Source organism: Bradyrhizobium sp. LMG 9283 (genome assembly GCF_045571415.1).
Taxonomy (GTDB): Bacteria; Pseudomonadota; Alphaproteobacteria; order Rhizobiales; family Xanthobacteraceae; genus Bradyrhizobium.
Genome location: NZ_CP120691.1, coordinates 8,401,499 through 8,419,306 on the forward strand (window position 1 = coordinate 8,401,499; position 17,808 = coordinate 8,419,306).

General features: G+C 63.9%; 20 protein-coding genes, 1 tRNA gene and 2 pseudogenes. 18 read left to right on the top strand and 5 right to left on the bottom strand.

Features of this window, described 5'->3' with window-relative positions; translation table 11 throughout:
* Nucleotides 1-26 precede the first annotated feature (26 nt).
* From P6U29_RS39150 to P6U29_RS39165, 4 genes and pseudogenes are all read left to right on the top strand, one after another.
* Complete coding sequence (locus P6U29_RS39150; RefSeq protein WP_407115424.1) at nucleotides 27-353, top strand: hypothetical protein; 327 nt, start codon at nucleotides 27-29, stop codon at nucleotides 351-353.
* Between the two features lie 237 nt (nucleotides 354-590).
* Nucleotides 591-1,076, top strand: a complete 486-nt coding sequence (locus P6U29_RS39155; RefSeq protein WP_407115425.1) for a GreA/GreB family elongation factor — start codon at nucleotides 591-593, stop codon at nucleotides 1,074-1,076.
* 10 nt (nucleotides 1,077-1,086) lie between these two features.
* Complete coding sequence (gene rnk / locus P6U29_RS39160; RefSeq protein WP_407119555.1) at nucleotides 1,087-1,500, top strand: nucleoside diphosphate kinase regulator; 414 nt, start codon at nucleotides 1,087-1,089, stop codon at nucleotides 1,498-1,500.
* Nucleotides 1,501-1,592: 92 nt separating this feature from the next.
* Nucleotides 1,593-1,712: pseudogene (locus P6U29_RS39165) on the top strand (BA14K family protein); the annotation flags it as partial.
* Here the strand turns inward: P6U29_RS39165 and P6U29_RS39170 are convergent.
* Nucleotides 1,698-1,847, bottom strand: a complete 150-nt coding sequence (locus P6U29_RS39170; protein ID WP_407115426.1) for a hypothetical protein — start codon at nucleotides 1,845-1,847, stop codon at nucleotides 1,698-1,700. The pseudogene P6U29_RS39165 and the gene P6U29_RS39170 sit on opposite strands and share 15 nt — an antisense overlap.
* A 107-nt stretch (nucleotides 1,848-1,954) precedes the next feature.
* Here P6U29_RS39170 and P6U29_RS39175 point away from each other — a divergent pair.
* Nucleotides 1,955-2,745 (top strand): annotated as a pseudogene (locus P6U29_RS39175) (phytanoyl-CoA dioxygenase family protein).
* A 364-nt stretch (nucleotides 2,746-3,109) separates the two neighbouring features.
* The gene (locus P6U29_RS39180) at nucleotides 3,110-4,030 is read left to right on the top strand and encodes a cobaltochelatase CobT-related protein (protein WP_407119556.1); all 921 of its coding nucleotides are present in this window, start codon (nucleotides 3,110-3,112) and stop codon (nucleotides 4,028-4,030) included.
* A 7-nt stretch (nucleotides 4,031-4,037) separates the two neighbouring features.
* Here the strand turns inward: P6U29_RS39180 and P6U29_RS39185 are convergent, their stop codons facing one another.
* The 4 genes from P6U29_RS39185 to P6U29_RS39200 all read right to left on the bottom strand — a co-directional run bounded on the left by P6U29_RS39185 (nucleotide 4,038) and on the right by P6U29_RS39200 (nucleotide 7,301).
* On the bottom strand, nucleotides 4,038-4,868 hold the full coding sequence (locus tag P6U29_RS39185; protein WP_407115427.1) for a hypothetical protein: 831 nt from the start codon (nucleotides 4,866-4,868) through the stop codon (nucleotides 4,038-4,040).
* A gap of 155 nt (nucleotides 4,869-5,023) precedes the next feature.
* Nucleotides 5,024-5,380, bottom strand: a complete 357-nt coding sequence (gene queD / locus P6U29_RS39190) for a 6-carboxytetrahydropterin synthase QueD (RefSeq protein WP_407115428.1) — start codon at nucleotides 5,378-5,380, stop codon at nucleotides 5,024-5,026.
* An 84-nt stretch (nucleotides 5,381-5,464) separates the two neighbouring features.
* Nucleotides 5,465-5,541: transfer RNA gene (locus tag P6U29_RS39195), tRNA-Arg, on the bottom strand.
* Between the two features lie 260 nt (nucleotides 5,542-5,801).
* On the bottom strand, nucleotides 5,802-7,301 hold the full coding sequence (locus tag P6U29_RS39200) for an ATP-binding protein (RefSeq protein WP_407115429.1): 1,500 nt from the start codon (nucleotides 7,299-7,301) through the stop codon (nucleotides 5,802-5,804).
* A gap of 349 nt (nucleotides 7,302-7,650) precedes the next feature.
* On the opposite strand from P6U29_RS39200, the gene rpmH reads away from it, so the two are divergent.
* From rpmH to dapE, 12 genes are all read left to right on the top strand, one after another.
* A complete protein-coding gene (gene rpmH / locus P6U29_RS39205) occupies nucleotides 7,651-7,785 on the top strand; it encodes a 50S ribosomal protein L34 (protein WP_008542748.1) in 135 nt (44 codons plus the stop codon).
* A gap of 27 nt (nucleotides 7,786-7,812) precedes the next feature.
* Nucleotides 7,813-8,199, top strand: coding sequence for a ribonuclease P protein component (rnpA, locus tag P6U29_RS39210; RefSeq protein ID WP_407115430.1), 387 nt, complete (start codon nucleotides 7,813-7,815; stop codon nucleotides 8,197-8,199).
* Between the two features lie 16 nt (nucleotides 8,200-8,215).
* Nucleotides 8,216-10,069 carry a membrane protein insertase YidC gene (yidC, locus tag P6U29_RS39215; RefSeq protein ID WP_407115431.1) on the top strand — a complete coding sequence of 618 codons (1,854 nt, stop codon included), beginning with the start codon at nucleotides 8,216-8,218 and terminating at the stop codon, nucleotides 10,067-10,069.
* A 112-nt stretch (nucleotides 10,070-10,181) separates the two neighbouring features.
* On the top strand, nucleotides 10,182-10,835 hold the full coding sequence (yihA, locus tag P6U29_RS39220) for a ribosome biogenesis GTP-binding protein YihA/YsxC (RefSeq protein WP_407115432.1): 654 nt from the start codon (nucleotides 10,182-10,184) through the stop codon (nucleotides 10,833-10,835).
* A complete protein-coding gene (locus tag P6U29_RS39225; protein WP_407119557.1) occupies nucleotides 10,835-11,206 on the top strand; it encodes a DUF423 domain-containing protein in 372 nt (123 codons plus the stop codon). Before yihA ends, P6U29_RS39225 begins: the two co-directional genes overlap by 1 nt.
* A 197-nt stretch (nucleotides 11,207-11,403) precedes the next feature.
* Nucleotides 11,404-12,291 (top strand): acetylglutamate kinase, encoded by an 888-nt coding sequence (gene argB, locus P6U29_RS39230; RefSeq protein ID WP_122406003.1) that lies wholly within the window; start codon nucleotides 11,404-11,406, stop codon nucleotides 12,289-12,291.
* 161 nt (nucleotides 12,292-12,452) lie between these two features.
* Complete coding sequence (locus P6U29_RS39235; RefSeq protein WP_407119558.1) at nucleotides 12,453-13,439, top strand: DUF1036 domain-containing protein; 987 nt, start codon at nucleotides 12,453-12,455, stop codon at nucleotides 13,437-13,439.
* A 14-nt stretch (nucleotides 13,440-13,453) separates the two neighbouring features.
* Nucleotides 13,454-14,143 (top strand): pyrimidine 5'-nucleotidase, encoded by a 690-nt coding sequence (locus P6U29_RS39240; RefSeq protein ID WP_407115433.1) that lies wholly within the window; start codon nucleotides 13,454-13,456, stop codon nucleotides 14,141-14,143.
* A gap of 199 nt (nucleotides 14,144-14,342) precedes the next feature.
* The gene (gene dapD / locus P6U29_RS39245; protein ID WP_407115434.1) at nucleotides 14,343-15,188 is read left to right on the top strand and encodes a 2,3,4,5-tetrahydropyridine-2,6-dicarboxylate N-succinyltransferase; all 846 of its coding nucleotides are present in this window, start codon (nucleotides 14,343-14,345) and stop codon (nucleotides 15,186-15,188) included.
* Nucleotides 15,189-15,270: 82 nt separating this feature from the next.
* On the top strand, nucleotides 15,271-15,807 hold the full coding sequence (locus P6U29_RS39250) for a DUF805 domain-containing protein (RefSeq protein ID WP_407115435.1): 537 nt from the start codon (nucleotides 15,271-15,273) through the stop codon (nucleotides 15,805-15,807).
* Nucleotides 15,808-15,918: 111 nt separating this feature from the next.
* A complete protein-coding gene (locus tag P6U29_RS39255; protein ID WP_407115436.1) occupies nucleotides 15,919-16,512 on the top strand; it encodes a DUF805 domain-containing protein in 594 nt (197 codons plus the stop codon).
* Nucleotides 16,509-17,675 (top strand): succinyl-diaminopimelate desuccinylase, encoded by a 1,167-nt coding sequence (gene dapE / locus P6U29_RS39260; RefSeq protein WP_407115437.1) that lies wholly within the window; start codon nucleotides 16,509-16,511, stop codon nucleotides 17,673-17,675. Before P6U29_RS39255 ends, dapE begins: the two co-directional genes overlap by 4 nt.
* Nucleotides 17,676-17,808: the final 133 nt, after the last annotated feature.

A 17,808-nucleotide genomic window follows, 5' to 3' on the forward strand; every position in this document is an offset into this window, starting at 1 on the left:
CGGCGTTCGCCGCAAGGGAGTCCACCATGTCAACCAAACCGACCATCGCCCGCATCTGGCGCGGCCGCACCCGCCGCGAGCTCGCCGACGCCTACCAGGCCTATCTGCAAGCCGAGGGCATTCCACCGCTGCTCAAGACGGCACTCGGCGTGCAGCAGTTGCGCGAGGATCGTGATGAGGAAACTTGGTTCACGACCATCTCGTACTGGGCGGACATCGCGGCCATGACGGCCTTCACCAAGGGCGAGCCGACCAAGGTCCATCATCTCGCGCGCGACGCGGAATTTCTCATTGAGCTGCCGGAGCGAGTCGAAATCCACCGCATTCTGATCGACGAACAAGGCTTGCGGTGACGTAGAGAAGCACGTGCAGATGACACTCCGCTCGCGACTGTGCGGTTTCGCCGCAATGTTTAGAGCGGAGTGAATCACTATAGTTGCTGTGTCATGGCATATGTCGTCGACATAGATGCGCGCACCGCGCGTTTTGGTCTTCACGCCGGCCGCCTCCAAGCAGGCGATTAGCCGGACGGTGCTGCGCACCGTCCGGGCTCTTTTCCAGCTTTCGTGACCTCCACCCGAGAGGTCGTATTGAAGCAGAAGGAGTGTGCCGTGCTGCCTCTTCCAAAAATCGCGCTCACCGCATCGGACTATCCGCGGCTCGAACAGGTTGCCCGGTTGGCTGCCCAAACAGGCGACCTGGACGGGATCTTTCTCATGGGTGAGATCAACCGCGCCGAGATCGTGCCGGACGACTCGGGCGATGTCCATTCGCTCGTGACGATGGGATCATGGGTCACCTATTGCACGAATTGGGGCGTTCCGCGCCGCACGGTGCAATTGGTCTGGCCCGAGGAGTGTTGGCCGGATCCCGCCCGCATTTCGGTCCTGACGTCCTTGGGCGCGGCTTTGATCGGGCTGAAGGCTGGCGACCAAATGCCATACTTCGTCGCCGGCAGTCTGAACGTCGTCCGGGTTCAGAACGTCACCCAATCAAGCCCAAACGTCGTCCCTCTCTTCCGGCCGCCTCGTCGAAGCAAGCCGTTCGATGACGATCCCGGACCAACTGCAGCATAGGAGAAATCAAATGCGCAACATCGAAGCCGAGGTCCGGCGAGAACAGCCGGCGTTGCCGCCGATCAAGATCACAGAAGACGAATCGCGGCGCCTCAGCTCGCTGGCGAATTCGACCATGAATCTGTTTCCCCTTGTCGCCCAGTTTCTGGCTCGCGAGCTGGAACGCGCGACGATCACAGAAGAGAACGATTTGCGCGGCGTGGTCAGGATGGGTTCGAAAGTGACCTATCGAGATGACGAGACCGGGACGCGTCGAGAGATCGTGCTGGTCTATCCGCACGAAGCGAACATCGAGCTCAACCGGATCTCGATCCTGACGCCCGTCGGAGCGGCGCTGATCGGCCTCTCGGAAGGACAGCGAATCGAGTTCCAGACGCCGGACAAGCGGACGAGGGGACTGACCGTTCTCGCCGTCTCCCAATAAATGGCTGTACGGCAATCCGACTGAGCACAGGTCTGCGGCGACAGGAGCGCGCCCTCGGACGCGTTCCCCGTGCGGACTCAGAAGAACCATGCGGCGGCCAGCTCGCCAACAGCCAGGCTCAATCCAACGCCGCCTATTGTGCGCAGCGCTACCGGTCCTACGATCCCGGCTCGGGGACCTATTTGGGGCGGGATGGGCTACGTCACCCTTGCCGTGACGCACGCATAGCCTGCGGCAGCCGTCTCGTTCCGCGAGAGGCTGCCGACACGCGACGTCCGCTCGCCAAGCGGCCAGCGTGTCTTGATTCCGCGCTCCTCCGCGCTATAGGTTTCCATCATGATGTTCATCTCCACATTCTTCCCGCTGATCTGAACGGCAGAAGTCGTTCCGGCGCATCCGCGCCAATCAGATCAACCGGCTGCACTCGATGCGCTGGCCGAACGGAGAATGTGCAATGCCCAAGACCGCACAGGTCGGCCTGACGCCTCGTCAGGTCCAGAACTTCATCGACGACGGTTTCCTCAAGATCGAAAATGCCTTCAGCACACAGCTTGCAAGGCAATGCAGGGACGAGCTGTGGGCGGATATCGGCCTGGCGCCGGACCAACCCGAACACTGGATTCGTCCCGTTGTCCGGATAGCGTTCAAGGCTTCGTCTCCCTTCATTGAAGCCGCGAACGCGGCGCCCCTGCACAAGGCCTACGATCAGCTCGTCGGCGAGGGGCGCTGGCTTGTGCCCATGGGCCTCGGGACGTTTCCGATCCGCTTTCCCTCGACGGAATCCCCTGGTGATGATGGATGGCATGTAGACATGAGCTTTGGCACCGCCGATGCGGATTTCATGGAATGGCGGGCCAATGTGAAGAGCAGCGGGCGTGCGTTGCTGATGCTCTTCCTGTTCTCGGATGTTGGCCGGATGATGCGCCAACGCGAATCCGGAAAGGCTCGCATGCGACAATCGCGCGGGAGCTGCTGCCCTATGGCGAGGCGGGCGCGACACTGCGGCAGCTCGCTGCCGACGACTGGGCCTCGACGAAGGATTGCGAGATCGAACTGGCGACCGGTGCGGCAGGCAGCGTCTATCTGTGCCATCCGTTCCTGGTTCACGCGGCGCAACCCCACCGAGGGAAACGGCCGCGCTTCATGGCACAGCCTCCGCTGCTGCCGAAGGGCGAGTTCGATCCGGCGCTGCGACCTTCGCCGGTTCAGATCGCGATCCGGCGGGCTTGCGGGCTGACGGTGTAGTCGGACGGCATCCGGGACCGCTGAGAGTCTGCAAAACGTCGGTCGGTCCGATGTGCTGGCGAGCGACCGTTCGTATCTCATCGCCTTCGAGCCCAAATGCAAGGAGGTGCTGGGGGGAGCGTCGACGCTGATCTGCGGTGGCGGACATGCGTTCAAGGCCACAATGTCTGGTGACAGAGTGCGGCATCAGCGGGGCCGAAAAGCACGCCACCATTGCTGGAATTGGGCCCTATCGCATCACAGTGGCACGATGACCTGCGCACTCCATCGTACTCGGTTTCTCGATCAATCTTGGCTAGAATAGCATTATCTATCAGGTTGTTTCGGGAGCCCGGTCTTGCTTTGGCGTGACGCTTTCTTGGCGGTGCTTGTCGCGCTCATGACGTTGAGCTTTGTGCCATCGCTCCGGAGGTCGCGGCGTCGCCCGGTTCGATTCGATCCCGATCGGCCTTATCAGGTCTATACCCCAGACTATGACCTTGAGATCAAGGCCAGCGATTTGGATGCTGTCCTGGCGACGCTCCCTGACCGCCGCTGGGCCGATCGCTTTCCGGAGGTCGACCCTGGACAGCTGTACGACCTCGAAAAGGATCTTGCGGCACGGCGTACGCGCATGAGGTCTTCGCAGGCCGAAGACAGCACAGCTTTTGATGCTGCTGATACGATCGTGGCATTGCTCATCGACCATTCCGGATCAATGCGCGGACAACCGATGCTCTTCGCGGCCAGGGCTGCGCTGGTCGCCTCGGACCTGCTCGACAGTCTCGGAGCAAAGCAGGAAGTGCTTGGCTTCACAACCGCGCGCTGGAAGGGTGGCCAGAGCCGGGAAAAATGGCTGGCGGACGGTCAACCTTCCCATCCCGGGCGACTGAACGATCTGCTGCACATCATATATTGCAGCGCCGGCGAGAAGCTGAGCGCGCAACGCTGCGCCGACATGCTACGTCCAGATCTCATGAAGGAGAATATCGACGGCGAGGCTATTCAATGGGCCGCGTCGCGTTTGCGCCGACGGGCAGAAAGACAGAAATATCTGATCGTGCTGTCCGACGGTGCGCCAGTTGACGATTCCACATTGCTCGCGAATGGCGACAGGTATCTGGACCACCATTTGCGCCATGTCACCAGCGAGATCGAGCAGGCCGGCGATATCCGGCTTGCGGCGATAGGCATCAGTCATCCGGTCGAGCAGTACTACAGGCAGGGCATCACCATCAGCTCTCCGGAAGAGTTGGAGGAAGCCCTGGTTCAGCTCATCAACCGACTAGTGCACGCATCGCCCTGATGCGCCGTTACAGCTTTCCAAAGACTCGCGCGGCGACCGCCTTCAGGCGCTCGACCGAGCCGGACTCTGGATGCGGCTTGACTGGCGCGAACAGGATCGAGGCCTGCCGGCCGTTCTTCCAGACATAGATCGTGACGGCGTTGCCGTTGCCCTTGGTGCAGGAATGCTCGCCAAACGCTTCCCTGCCGAACTCGGGTATCGGCACGTGCCGGCACGGGCCCGTGCGTTTCATCATGTTGACGGCGGTGTCGCGCGAGGTCGCGATCAACGCGACCGTCATGGTGTTGGCTTCGCGATCGAACATCATGCAGCTGCCTGCGCCGGTCCGCTGCACCGTCAGCGTATTTTTGTCGAGAAAACCGTCGGCATTGGCGGCCGTGAGCCACTCGCAATTGCCGAACCGCTCGCTACTCCTGCTCACGTTGGCGACGGCAACACGCGCGGCTTTGGTGACCGGCCCGAGCAGCGCATCGTCGGCGCGCCGGCCGATCGGATAGACGCTGATCTGCAGAATGTAATCGCCGGACAAGGCGACGACCGAGGCCTCCTGGCGCTCCGCGGCGGCCGCGCTCGTTCCGCCCTGGCCTTCGTCGCCGATTCCGGCGACTGCGTTGAGCGGCATGCGCTCGCCGAGCGTCTTGACGAAGGTCGCGTACAACTCCCTGGCACGGTCCCTGTCGGGGTTGCGAAACACGGAGAGCATCATCGTGTCGCCGCGCCCGGCCTGGTAGATGCAGCCGCGGCCGTCCTGATTTGAAATCAGCGACCATTTGAGCGCCGGCATCGCGCGGGCGAGCTCCTGGGCGCCGATGAACGGGCAGGTTTCGGCCGCGCGCACGGGAGGCGCCGGGACGGCTGCGATTGCCAGGAATAAAGCGAGGGAGGAGCACGGGCGAGCGACAGTAAGCATCGGACGAACTTACTATCGAAGTGGCGCGCCGGGAACGATTCGAACGGCGGCCCCTCAAATCCGTGGGGTCAGCGCAGGGGCCGTCACTGCCCCTGATATTCGGCCCAGCAGTCTGCCGTCTCATAGACCCGGACCGCCCACAGCTGCCGAAGGCTCGGCTTCAAGCGGTCCCAGATCCAGATCGCGATATTCTCGGCGGTCGGGTTCTCGAGTCCTTCGACCTCGTTCAGGCAGTGGTGATCCAGCGCGCCCATAATGTCGGCGAAGCTTTTTTCGATATCGAAGAAGTCGGCGACGAAGCCGGTGTGCGGGTCCACAGGTCCGTCCAGCTGGACTTCGACCCGATAGGAATGACCGTGCAGCCGGCGGCATCGGTGGGTCTCGGGCACGTTGGGCAGCCGATGCGCCGCCTCGAACTTGAACGCCTGCGATATCCTCATCCAGCTCCTCACACGGCGTGGCCATCCGGTCTCGAGCCGGTCTGGCGACCAGATGCTGCCTTGTCCTGACCTTCCGTCGAAGAATGGCGCGCCCGGAACGATTCGAACGTCCGACCCTCAGATTCGTAGTCTGATGCTCTATCCAGCTGAGCTACGGGCGCGTGCTTCGCAAACAGCGCGGGCATGACCCGCGACGCGTCTCCCGGAGGGCCGGGAGGGGTGCGAAAGAGCGCTCTGACTAACCGCTCTTGCCGGCGTTGGCAAGGTCCGGGATAGGGAGATTTTGCAGGGCGATGACGGTTTGAATGTCATTCCGGGGCGATGCGCAGCATCGAACCCGGAATCTCGCGCCAAACCTCGGGATTTCGGGTTCTCGCTACGCGAGCTCCGGAATGAGGAGAGACTGTGGGCCTCTGGCCGACTACGCCCGCGCCCGCTCGTTGCGGATCGAGAGCAGTTCCACGGGACGGTCGGGGATGACGATGCGGAAGGTGGCGCCGATGGTGCCTTCGACCAGGTGGATGTCGCCGCCATGGGCGCGGACCAGCTCGGCGGCGATGGCGAGGCCAAGGCCGCTGCCGCCGGGCCGGCCGGAGGTCTGGAAGGCCTCGAACAGGTGCTCCCGGGTCTTCTGGGGGACGCCGGGGCCGGTGTCGGAGACCTCGATGATGGCGACGGCGCCTTCGCGCTTTCCGGTGATCCGGATCTGCTGCACGCGGCCCTCGCCCGACGCATGGCTTTCGAGCGCCTGGGCGGCGTTGCGGACGAGGTTGAGCAACACGCGGAACAGCTGGTCGGGATCGGCATCGACCGCGAGCCCGCGCTCGATCGCAGCGACCCAGGCGATCGAGGCGTCGTTGGTGAGGCCTGCGGTCTCGCGCACCTCCATCACGACGGGCTCGATCAGGATCATGCGGCGGTCGGGCGCGGCCTCCTGGGCGCGGCCATAGGACAATGTCGACTGGCAGAAGGCGATGGCGCGTTCGAGCGAGCGCACGAGCTTGGGCGCAAAGCGCTGCACCCGCGGATCCGGCACGCTGGCGAGCTGGTCCGACAGAAGCTGGGCCGAGGCCAGCAGATTGCGCAGATCGTGGTTGATCTTGGAGACGGCGAGGCCAAGTGCGGCGAGCCGGCTCTTCTGATGCAGCATCGACATCAGATCGCGCTGCATGTCCGATAATTCGCGCTCGGCCACCCCGATCTCATCGCTGCGCTGGCTCGGCACAATGATCCCGGCCGAACTCTCGGGGTTCTCGTGGAAGCCGACCAGGCTCGCGGTCAGCCGCCGCATCGGCCGCACGAAGAGATAGTGGAGCGCGAGATAGACGAGGCCCGCGGTCAAGACCGCGATGATCAGCGCGACCACCACGACGTTGCGGGAGAAGCGGTACATCTGCTGCCGCAGCGGCAGCTCGTCGGTGACGATCTCGATGAACTGGGCATTGCCGACCCCGGGACCGACGATGCGGATGGCCTGGTTGCCGGTCTCCAGCATCATCCGGAACGAGCCGGTGATCGCCTCCCAGGCGGTCATGTCGCGCAGGTCGATGTCATGCTCGATGGCGGATGGAATGTTGTCGCTGGCAAGCAACCGGCGCTGCTGGCCCATCTTGATGGCGACGGCGCGGGCATTGATGCTTTTCAGGATCTGACGCGAGAGCGAATCGGGCACCATGCCGAGCGGCGCCGCATCCAGCACCAGCGCCGCCGTGTTGGCCGCCGCAACGCGGTCGTTCAGCCGGTTGACCCAGAAATTGGCGATGGCGGGCACGTAGAGCAGCACGGCGGCGATCATCACCAGGGGAATGGTGAGCAGCAGCAGCTTGCCAGACAGCCCGAGGCCGCGCGACCCGCGGGGCCGCATCGCCGGCTGGTCCGGCGGATCCAGATCCTGGATCGGCTGGCGATCTGTGGCTGCCACGAAATTCGCCCCTCTTGGCCTTGGCTGATGGAGGATGCGACCCGACCGGACTCCGGTCAAATTACGGATCGCTAACCTACCAAGGTGGGATGTAGGCGCTGATATCGCGAGTCGCCACCTCTAGGGTTAAAAACCCCGCACAAACAGCGATATTCACGAAAATCGCGCGCTTGTGCGGCGTTGACGAAAAGAAGGCGCTCCCTTATAAGCCGCGCGAATTGTCCGCGATGACCCGGTGCGACACCGGGAGCGGCTCTCTTGGGGCCGGAAAGGGCCCGTTTTGGGCCGCATCTTCCGGACTTTACCATCAATTCTACAGGCAAATTGCCCGGTCAGCGGAGAAAAACCCGTGAAGCGGACTTATCAACCCAGCAAACTGGTGCGCAAGCGCCGTCACGGCTTCCGCGCCCGCCTCGCCACTGCCGGCGGCCGCAAGGTTCTCGCCGCCCGCCGCGCCCGCGGCCGCAAGCGTCTGAGCGCCTGAGCCGGACCCCCTTTTTGGGATTTCATCATGGATCGGCTGAGGCAGCGGGCGGATTTCCTCGCCGTTGCCAATGGCGCGCGGGTGAATAGTCCCGCGTTCGTGCTGCAGAGCCGCCGCCGCGATGATCTTGGCCCGATCCGGATCGGCTTCACCGTCACCAAAAAGAACGGCAACGCCCCCGAGCGCAATCGCATCCGGCGCCGGCTTCGCGAATTGGTGAAGCGGCTCGATCCGGTGTCGATGCAGCCCCATCATGATTATGTCCTGGTCGGCCGAAGGGACGCGCTCTCGCGCGACTTCGCCACCATGCTCGACGATCTGCGCATAGCGCTCACGAAGCCCGCGCGGCATACGCCCAAAGCGCGCGGCCAGAGGCCAGGTCACGCCGTAGCGACCAGCCGCAAACCGGATTGATGACGAGACATTCGAGATGACCGACAATCGCAATACCATCCTCGCCGTCATTCTGTCCGGCCTGGTGCTGATCGCGTGGCAATATTTCTACAACGTGCCGCAGATGGAGAAGCAGCGCGCGCTTCAGCAGTCGCAGGCTGAGCTGCATAAGGGCACGCCGCAGCCGACGGCGTCCGCGACTCCGGGCGCGCCCCCGCAAGCCGGCGGCGCGACCCAGCCGACAACGCCGGCCGCCAGCCAACAGGCCCAGCCGGTCGTCGCCCGTGAGACCGCGATCGCAGCCAGCCCCCGCGTGAAGATCGACACGCCGCGGATTGCCGGCAGCATCTCCCTGAAGGGCGGCCGCATCGACGACATCGCGCTGGTGCAATTCCGCGAAACGGTCGACCCGAAATCGCCGCCGATCATCCTCTATTCGCCCTCGGGCACAGCCGAGCCTTATTACGCCGAATTCGGCTGGGTGGCGGCCACGGGCCTGACGGCGAAGATGCCTGATGCCCAGACCGTCTGGCAGCAGGACGGCAGCGGCAGCCTGACGCCGACGACGCCGGTGGTGCTGAAATGGGACAATGGCGACGGCCTCACCTTCCGCCGCACCATCGCGGTCGACGACCACTATCTCTTCACCATCAAGGACGAGGTCAGCAACGTCGGCAACGCGCCCGTCACGCTCTATCCGTTCGCGCTGATCTCGCGCCATGGCGCGCCGCAGGTCTCGGGCTACTACATCCTGCATGAAGGCCTGATCGGCTATCTCGGCGACCAGGGCTTGCAGGAATACGCCTACAAGAAGGTCGACGAAGCCAAGCAGGTGAACTTCAACAACATCACCAACGGCTGGCTCGGCATCACAGACAAGTACTGGGCCTCGGCACTGCTGCCCGACACCAACGCCAAGCTGCAGGCGCGCTTCTCGTCGAACCCATCAGGCAATCTCCACACCTATCAAACCGACTATCTGCTCGATCCCGTCACCGTCGCGATCGGCGGCACCGCGACCGCGAACACGCGGCTGTTCGCCGGCGCCAAGGAAGCCGGCGTCGTCGGCGTGTTTCCGTTCGCCGGTCTCGGCGGCTACAACAAAGCGCTCGGCCTCAACCATTTCGATCTGTTGATCGACTGGGGCTGGTTCTACTTCATCACCAAGCCGATGTTCCTCGGCCTCGACTTCTTCTACCGCTTCTTCGGCAATTTCGGCATCTCGATCCTGCTCGTCACCGTGATCGTGAAGCTGTTGTTCTTCCCGCTGGCGAACAAGTCCTACGCCTCGATGGCGAAGATGAAGTCGATCCAGCCGCAGCTTCAGGCGCTCAAGGAGCGCTATCCCGACGACAAGGTGAAGCAGCAGCAGGAGATGATGGAGATCTACCGCAAGGAGAAGATCAATCCGGTCGCCGGCTGTCTTCCCGTGGTGATCCAGATCCCGGTGTTCTTCTCGCTCTACAAGGTGCTGTTCGTCACCATCGAGATGCGGCACGCGAAGTTCTACGGCTGGATCAAGGACCTCTCCGCGCCGGATCCGACCAACCTGTTCAACCTGTTCGGGCTGATCCCGTTCGATCCGACCACGATTCCCGTGTTCGGTCATTACCTCGCGCTCGGCATCTGGCCGATCATCATGGGCATCACGATGTGGTTCCAGATGAAGCTGAACCCGACGCCGCCGGATCCGACGCAGCAGATCATCTTCAACTGGATGCCGCTGATCTTCACCTTCATGCTGGCGGGCTTCCCGGCGGGCCTCGTGATCTACTGGGCCTGGAACAACCTGCTCTCGGTGGTCCAGCAGAGCTACATCATGCGCCGCAACGGCGTGAAGGTGGAGCTGCTCGACAATCTCAAGGCAACGTTCGCGAGGAAGGCGACGTAGACGTCGTCATTGCGAGGAGCGAAGCGACGAAGCAATCCAGGCTGTTTCCCCGGAGAAAGTCTGGATTGCTTCGCTTCGCTCGCAATGACGTGAGGAAACAGCGAGCCTTCGCATGACCGACGACAAAGATGCGAAGCTGATCGAAGCCGGGCGAAAATTGTTCGCCCGCGACTGGCAGTTCATCTGGGCCTCGCCCTCGATCGAAACGCTGCCGCCGATGGCCGGGCTGGAGATCGCCTTTGCCGGCCGCTCCAATGTCGGCAAGTCCAGCCTGATCAACGCGCTCACCGGCCGCAACAACCTCGCGCGCACCTCGCATACGCCGGGCCGCACCCAGGAGCTGATCTTCTTCGAGGTCCCCGGCAAGACCGACCTGCGGCTCGTCGACATGCCCGGCTACGGCTACGCCAAGGCGCCCAAGAGCCAGGTCGCGTCCTGGACCGAGCTGATCCACAAATTCCTGCTGGGACGCGCGTCGCTGGCGCGCGTCTACGTGCTGATCGACGCGCGGCACGGCCTCAAGGACGTCGATCTCGACGTGCTCAAGACGCTCGATCGCTCCGCCGTCAGCTACCAGATCGTGCTGACCAAGGCCGACCAGGTGAAAGCCGCCGAGCTGCAAGCGCGCATCGCCGAGACCGAGGCCGCGCTGGCCAAACACCCGGCCGCGTTCCCGACCGTGCTCGCGACCTCGTCGCGCAGCTCGACCGGCATGGCGGACTTGCGAGCCGCGATGGCGAAGCTCTTGGAAGAGCGGGCCTCGTGATGCTCGCGCACCGCCTGTTGCTTGGGCTTGCCGGTTTGATGGGCGCCGCCGGCGTCGCGCTGGCTGCCGCCTCCGCGCACGGCGCTGACGCCAGCCGGCTGGCCTCCGCCAGCGCCATGCTGCTGTTTCACGCAACGGCCACGCTTGCCACCGTCGCCTTGCTCGCGCGCGGCCTTCTGCACGGCGGAATTGGACTCGTGGCGGCGTTCGGCTTCGTGATCGGTGCCGCGCTGTTCGCGGGCGACCTCACCTTGCGGCAATATGCCGGGCACTCGTTGTTTCCGTACGCGGCGCCGACGGGTGGGACGGTGATGATTGCGAGCTGGCTGGCGGTGACGGTTGCCGCGATGGTGGTGGCGGCGAGGAAATAGCGTTCGTGTCCCGGACGCGGTGCGGCACGCAGTGACGCTCCGCAGAGCCGGGACCCGGCAGCCACATGGGCCCCGGCTCTGCAGCGCACCGCTGAAGAAGCGCTGCGCTGCGTCCGGGGCACGAAGACCACTTTGCGCCGAGCGCGCCAATCGGATAGAACGCAGGCCGCGTTAGACCCGCCAGCGAGACCCGCGATATGACCGACATCTCCCCGCTCGACCAGGCCCGCATCCTGTCCGAAGCGCTGCCGCACATGCAGCAGTATGACGAGGAAACCATCGTCATCAAATATGGCGGGCATGCCATGGGCGATGAGGAGACTGCCAAGAACTTTGCCCGGGATATCGTGCTCTTGGAGCAGACGGCGATCAATCCTGTCGTGGTGCATGGCGGCGGACCGCAGATCGCGACCATGCTCAAGCGCCTCGGCATCGTCTCGGAATTCGCGGCGGGTCTGCGCATCACCGATGCCGCGACCATCGAGATCGTCGAGATGGTGCTGGCGGGCTCGATCAACAAGCAGCTCGTCGGCTACATCAACGAGGCCGGCGGCAAGGCCGTCGGTCTCTGCGGCAAGGACGGCAACATGGTGAAGGCGTCGAAGACGACGCGCACCATCATGGATCCGGACTCGCATATCGAGAAGGCGGTCGATCTCGGCTTCGTCGGCGACCCCGAGAAGGTCGACCTCACGCTGCTCAACCAGCTGATCGGTTACGAGCTGATTCCGGTGCTGGCGCCGCTCGCGACGTCGCACGACGGCCAGACGCTGAACATCAACGCCGACACCTTTGCCGGCGCGGTCGCCGGCGCGCTGAAGGCCAAGCGCCTGTTGCTGCTCACCGACGTGCCCGGCGTGCTCGACAAGTCCAAGAAGCTCATTCCGGAGCTGTCGATCAAGGACGCGCGAAAGCTGATCGCCGACGGCACCATTTCGGGCGGCATGATCCCGAAGGTCGAGACCTGCATCTACGCGCTCGAACAGGGCGTGCAGGGCGTCGTCATCATCGACGGCAAGATGCAGCACGCGGTGCTGCTCGAGCTCTTCACCAACCAGGGCACGGGCACGCTGATCCACAAGTGATGAGCGAACGAGAGCAGCGGAAAAAGGCCGTCATGCCCGGGCTTGACCCGGGCATCCACGGCTCTCCGCGAGCGCTGCTGCACGTTGATGGCCGGGTCAAACCCGGCCATGACGAGCCGAGAGAGCGTCATCCACGCCGCTCGCCCCTCACCCGCTTCTTCATGACACTGCCGGCGGCGGTCGTCTCGTTCCTCTTCTCCTCTGCGCCGGCTTTGGCCGATCTCAAGATCTGCAACCGCATGTCCTATATCGTGGAGGCCGCGATCGGCATCGACGACAAGGCGGCGACCGCGACGCGCGGCTGGTTCAGGATCGATCCCGCCGCCTGCCGCGTGGTGGTGCAGGGCACGCTGACCGCCGACCGCATCCTGCTCAATGCCCGCGCGCTCGGTGTCTACGGCGCGTCCCCGATCCCGCAAAGCGGCAGCGACATGCTCTGCGTGGCGCAGGACAATTTCGTCATCGCCGCGGCACGACAGTGCCGCAGCGGCCAGACGCAAGTCCCGTTCACGCAAGTGACGCCGACGCAAGGCGCGGACGGCAACCTCGTTGCCTACCTCGCCGAGGATTCCGAATATGACGACGAGCAGGCGCGCCTCGCCGGCATCCAGCGGCTGCTGGTGATCGCCGGCTACGACGCAGCGCCGATCGATGGCGTCGACGGGCCGAAGACGCAAACCGCACTCGCCGCATTCCTGAAGAGCCGAGGATTGTCGTCGGACATCGTGGGCTCACAAAACTTCTTCAAGACCATGGTCGATGCCGTGCAGACGCCCTCCGCGACCGGGCTGACCTGGTGCAACGACACGCCGCACAAGGTGATGGCGGCGGTCGCGACCGACGACGGCAAGTCCGTGACGAGCCGCGGCTGGTATCGTATCGATCCCAAGACCTGCCTGCACCCCGACGTGACCGGCCAGCCGAAGCAGATCTTCAGCTTCGCGGAAGCGGTCGATGCCGACAACCGCGTCGTCAAGCTGAAGGACCGGCCGCTGAACTGGGGCGGCGACAGGCAGCTCTGCACCCGCGAGACCAAGTTCGAGACCAGCGAGCAGACCGATTGCGGCGCACGCGGCTTTGCGCCAACGGGCTTTGGCGCCGTCGACATGTCGAGCGGCGGCAAGACGCTGCGGTTTGCCGTGCCGTGAGCGAGAGAGTTGTGATGAAATCTCCCCGCACCTTCGCGCACGTCGACACTTGGGTGTTCGACCTCGACAACACGCTCTATCCGCATCACGTCAATTTGTGGCAGCAGGTCGATGCGCGGATCGGGGAGTTCGTGTGCAACTGGCTGAACGTCGGCCCGGAGGAAGCGCGCAAGATCCAGAAGGATTATTACCTGCGCTTCGGCACCACGATGCGCGGCATGATGACCCTGCATGGCGTTCGCGCCGACGACTATCTCGCCTATGTCCACAAGATCGACCACTCGCCGCTGGAGCCGAACCCGGCTCTCGGCGCGGCCATCGCAAAGCTGCCTGGCCGCAAGCTGATCCTCACCAACGGTTCGGTCGACCATGTCGACGCCGTGCTGGCACGGCTCGGCTTCGCCAGCCATTTCGACGGCGTGTTCGACATCATCGCCGCCGAATTCGAACCGAAGCCGGCGGAGCAGACGTACCAAAGATTCCTCAGCCAGCATGCGGTCGATCCGACCCGCGCCGCCATGTTCGAGGACCTCGCCCGCAACCTCACCGTCCCGCACCAGCTCGGCATGACCACGGTGCTGGTGGTGCCGGATGGGACGAAGGAGGTGGTGCGCGAGGATTGGGAACTGGAAGGCCGGGATGCCGCCCATGTCGATCACGTCACGGATGATCTGGCGGGGTTTTTGGCGGGGCTGTCACGGTAATTTCGTAGCCTGGATGGAGCGCAGCGTAATCCGGGGCTGGCCTAGTCGCGGAGGGACTGTCCCGGATTGCGCTTCGCTCCATCCGGGCTACTGGTCTTCACGGGTGATGACACAGAACGCGGCCTTGACTCCACTCCGCCAAATCCCGAAAAAGCGCTCCAATTCCTACGAAACCACGCCTTCCCCAGAGGAAATCCCGATGTCCCTTGCAGCCCTCGAATCCACCATCAACGGCGCCTTCGAGGCGCGCGACGGCATCTCGATCACGACCAAGGGCGAGGTGCGCGAAGCCGTGGACCAGTCGCTGGAGATCCTGGATAAGGGCGAGGCGCGCGTTGCCGAGCGCGGCACTGACGGCAAGTGGAAGGTCAATCAGTGGCTGAAGAAGGCGGTGCTGCTGTCCTTCCGCCTCAACGACATGGGCGTCATTCCCGGCGGCCCGGGCAAGGCGACCTGGTGGGACAAGGTGCCCTCGAAGTTCGAGGGCTGGGGCGAGAACCGTTTTCGCGATGCCGGTTTTCGCGCGGTGCCGGGCGCGGTGGTGCGCCGCTCCGCCTTCATCGCCAAGAACGTCGTTTTGATGCCGTCCTTCGTCAATCTCGGCGCCTATGTCGATGAGAGCACGATGGTCGACACCTGGGCCACCGTCGGCTCCTGCGCGCAGATCGGCAAGCGCGTGCACATCTCCGGCGGCGCCGGCATCGGCGGCGTGCTCGAGCCGCTGCAGGCCGAGCCTGTTATCATCGAGGACGACTGCTTCATCGGCGCGCGCTCCGAAGTCGCCGAAGGCGTGATCGTGCGCAAGGGCGCAGTGCTGGCGATGGGCGTATTCCTGGGCGCCTCGACCAAGATCGTTGACCGCGAGACCGGCGAGGTCTTCATGGGTGAAGTGCCCGAATATTCCGTCGTGGTGCCCGGCGCGCTGCCCGGCAAGCCGATGAAGAACGGCCAGATCGGCCCGAGCACTGCCTGCGCCGTGATCGTCAAGCGCGTCGACGAGCGCACGCGGTCGAAGACCAGCATCAACGAGTTGCTGCGGGATTAGAGCCCGGCAGTCGAACCGAAGTCCAGCCTGGTACGACCAACCTGCGGAACCGCGAGCCGCAGAGCACGGTCCGGAGGTTGCGATGGACTTCGCCTGGCTATTGTTCAGCTTCAAGGGCCGCCTCAACCGCGCTCGATACCTCGTCGTGGAGCTGGCTCTCCTCGCGCTCTGGGGCGTGACCTGGCTTAAGCCCTTGTTTCTGGTCTCGTCACCGCAAGCCTTGAGCTGGATCGTCGCGATCCCAATGATCTGGATCAACATGGCGACGACGGCCAAAAGGCTTCACGACCGCAACAGAAGCGGCTGGTGGGCACTTGCCGTTTTCGTCGTCAATCGTCTCTCCTACCTTTACTACGGCGCCTTTTTCGGACTCTCGTTCGGCGTCGACATCCCGATCGCCGGGGAGATGCTGCTCGTGATGTTGGCGATTGCCCTGTCCCTGCTGCAGACATGGATCGTCATCGAGTTGTTTTTCCTGGCAGGGACCGACGGGTTCAACCGGTTCGGGCCGGATCCGACGCGCACCGCTCGTGCTGCTGCCGCCACCTCGCGTCCCGAGCCGCATGGGCTTCCGGATTTTCTTCGCCGTTCTGGCTCCGCCCCGCGTGGTGCGAGATAGATTCCGCAGTGCAAATCGCGCGCGGAACGCACCGAGACCTCATCGACCCCCCCCCACTCCCTTCATCACGACCAACGTCCGGGCGGCAACGTCCCGCCCGGAGCCGATCGCATGGACTGGACCTGGTATCTCTTCCGCTTCGATGGCCGCATTGACCGCGCCAAATATTGGCTCGCCGGTCTCATCATTGTCTGCTGGATGATCTTCATGGCCGCGATCGTGGCCGCGTTCGGCGCACGCTCCTTCGGGTTCTCCGGCAACGACATCTTTAAAGTCGTCGATCCCGACACTTATCGAGGGATATCGCGCGCCGACCTTCCGCTGATCCTGGCCAAGCTGATCGGCACGCCGCTGTTTGTGTGGGTGTTCGCCGCAACGTCCATCAAACGGTTGCATGATCGCGACAAGAGCGCCTGGTGGGCGTTGCCGTTCTTCCTCCTGCCCGGCCTCATCAACCAGTTTCTGGATCGGATCGAGAGCGATCATGTTGGCTTCATGCTCGCCCTCACCTCCTTCATCCTCGCGACCTGGGGCGGGATTGAATTGCTGTTCTTCCGCGGCTCGAGGAAGACCAACCGCTTCGGCGCCGACCCGCTCCACGTACCGCCCGCAGGCAAGCCTGGTTGGGATCAGCAGCGTGAGCTCGAAATGCCCGTGCAGCAGGCTGGCCCACCGCCGCAATGGCGTGTTAAGCCGGAAGCATGACCGATGCTCTCTCCATTGCCCGCGATCTCATCCGCTGCCCCTCGGTGACCCCGGCCGATGCCGGCGCGCTGGGCGTGCTTGAAAAAGCCCTTTCCGCCGCCGGCTTCACCTGCCACCGCGTGACCTTCAGCGAGGAAGGCACCGCCGATGTTGACAACCTCTATGCGCGGATCGGCACTGAAGGGCCGCACATCACCTTTGCCGGCCACACCGACGTGGTGCCGCCGGGCGACGAGAGCGCCTGGAGGGTCGGCGCATTCTCCGGCGAGGTGAAGGACGGCGTCCTGCACGGCCGCGGCGCGGTCGACATGAAGGGCGGAATCGCCTGCTCTGTGGCTGCGGTGCTGGAGCATCTCGCTGCCAACGGCGGCAAGCCGCGCACGGACGGCAAGGGCTCGATTTCCTTCCTGATCACGGGTGACGAGGAAGACGTCTCCATCAACGGCACCATCAAGCTGCTGAAATGGGCCGCCGAGCGCGGCGAAAAATTCGACCATTGCGTGCTGGGCGAGCCCTCAAATGTCGAGACGCTCGGTGACACCATCAAGGTCGGCCGCCGCGGCTCGCAATCCGGCACGCTTTACGTGGACGGCGTGCAGGGCCACGTCGCCTATCCGCACCGCGCCGCCAACCCGGTGCCTGATATTTCGCGGCTGATCGTGGCGATCTCAGACGAGCCGCTCGATCATGGCAGCGCACAGTTCCAGGCCTCCAATCTCGAATTCACTTCGGTCGACGTCGGCAACAGCGCCTACAACGTCATTCCCGGCCAAGCCCGCGCGAAATTCAACATCCGCTACAACGACAATCACACCCAGGCGAGCCTGCGCGAGTTGGTCGAACAGCGTCTCGTCAAAGCCTGCGGCAACCGCATCCGCGCCCGCATCGTCTGGGAGCCTTCCAACTCCAACGTGTTCGTGACCAAGCCGGGGCCGTTCACCGATCTCGCAGTGTCCGCGATCGAGGAGGTGACAGGCCGCAAGCCGGAGCTGTCGACGTCCGGCGGCACGTCCGATGCGCGCTTCATCTCCAGCTATTGCCCGGTGATCGAGTTCGGCCTGGTGGGCCAGACTATGCATCAGGTCGACGAGCGCGTGCCGGTTAAGGATCTGGAGAACCTGACCAAGGTGTATCGGGGGATACTGACGCGGTATTTTGTTTAACCACCGCTGCGGCCTTTAATTCTCCGCCGTCATGCCCGGGCTTGTCCCGGCATCCACGTTCTTCGGCTACCCGAGCAAGAAAGATCGCGGATGGCCGGGACAAGCCCGGCCATGACGCCAGAGGCGGTATCGG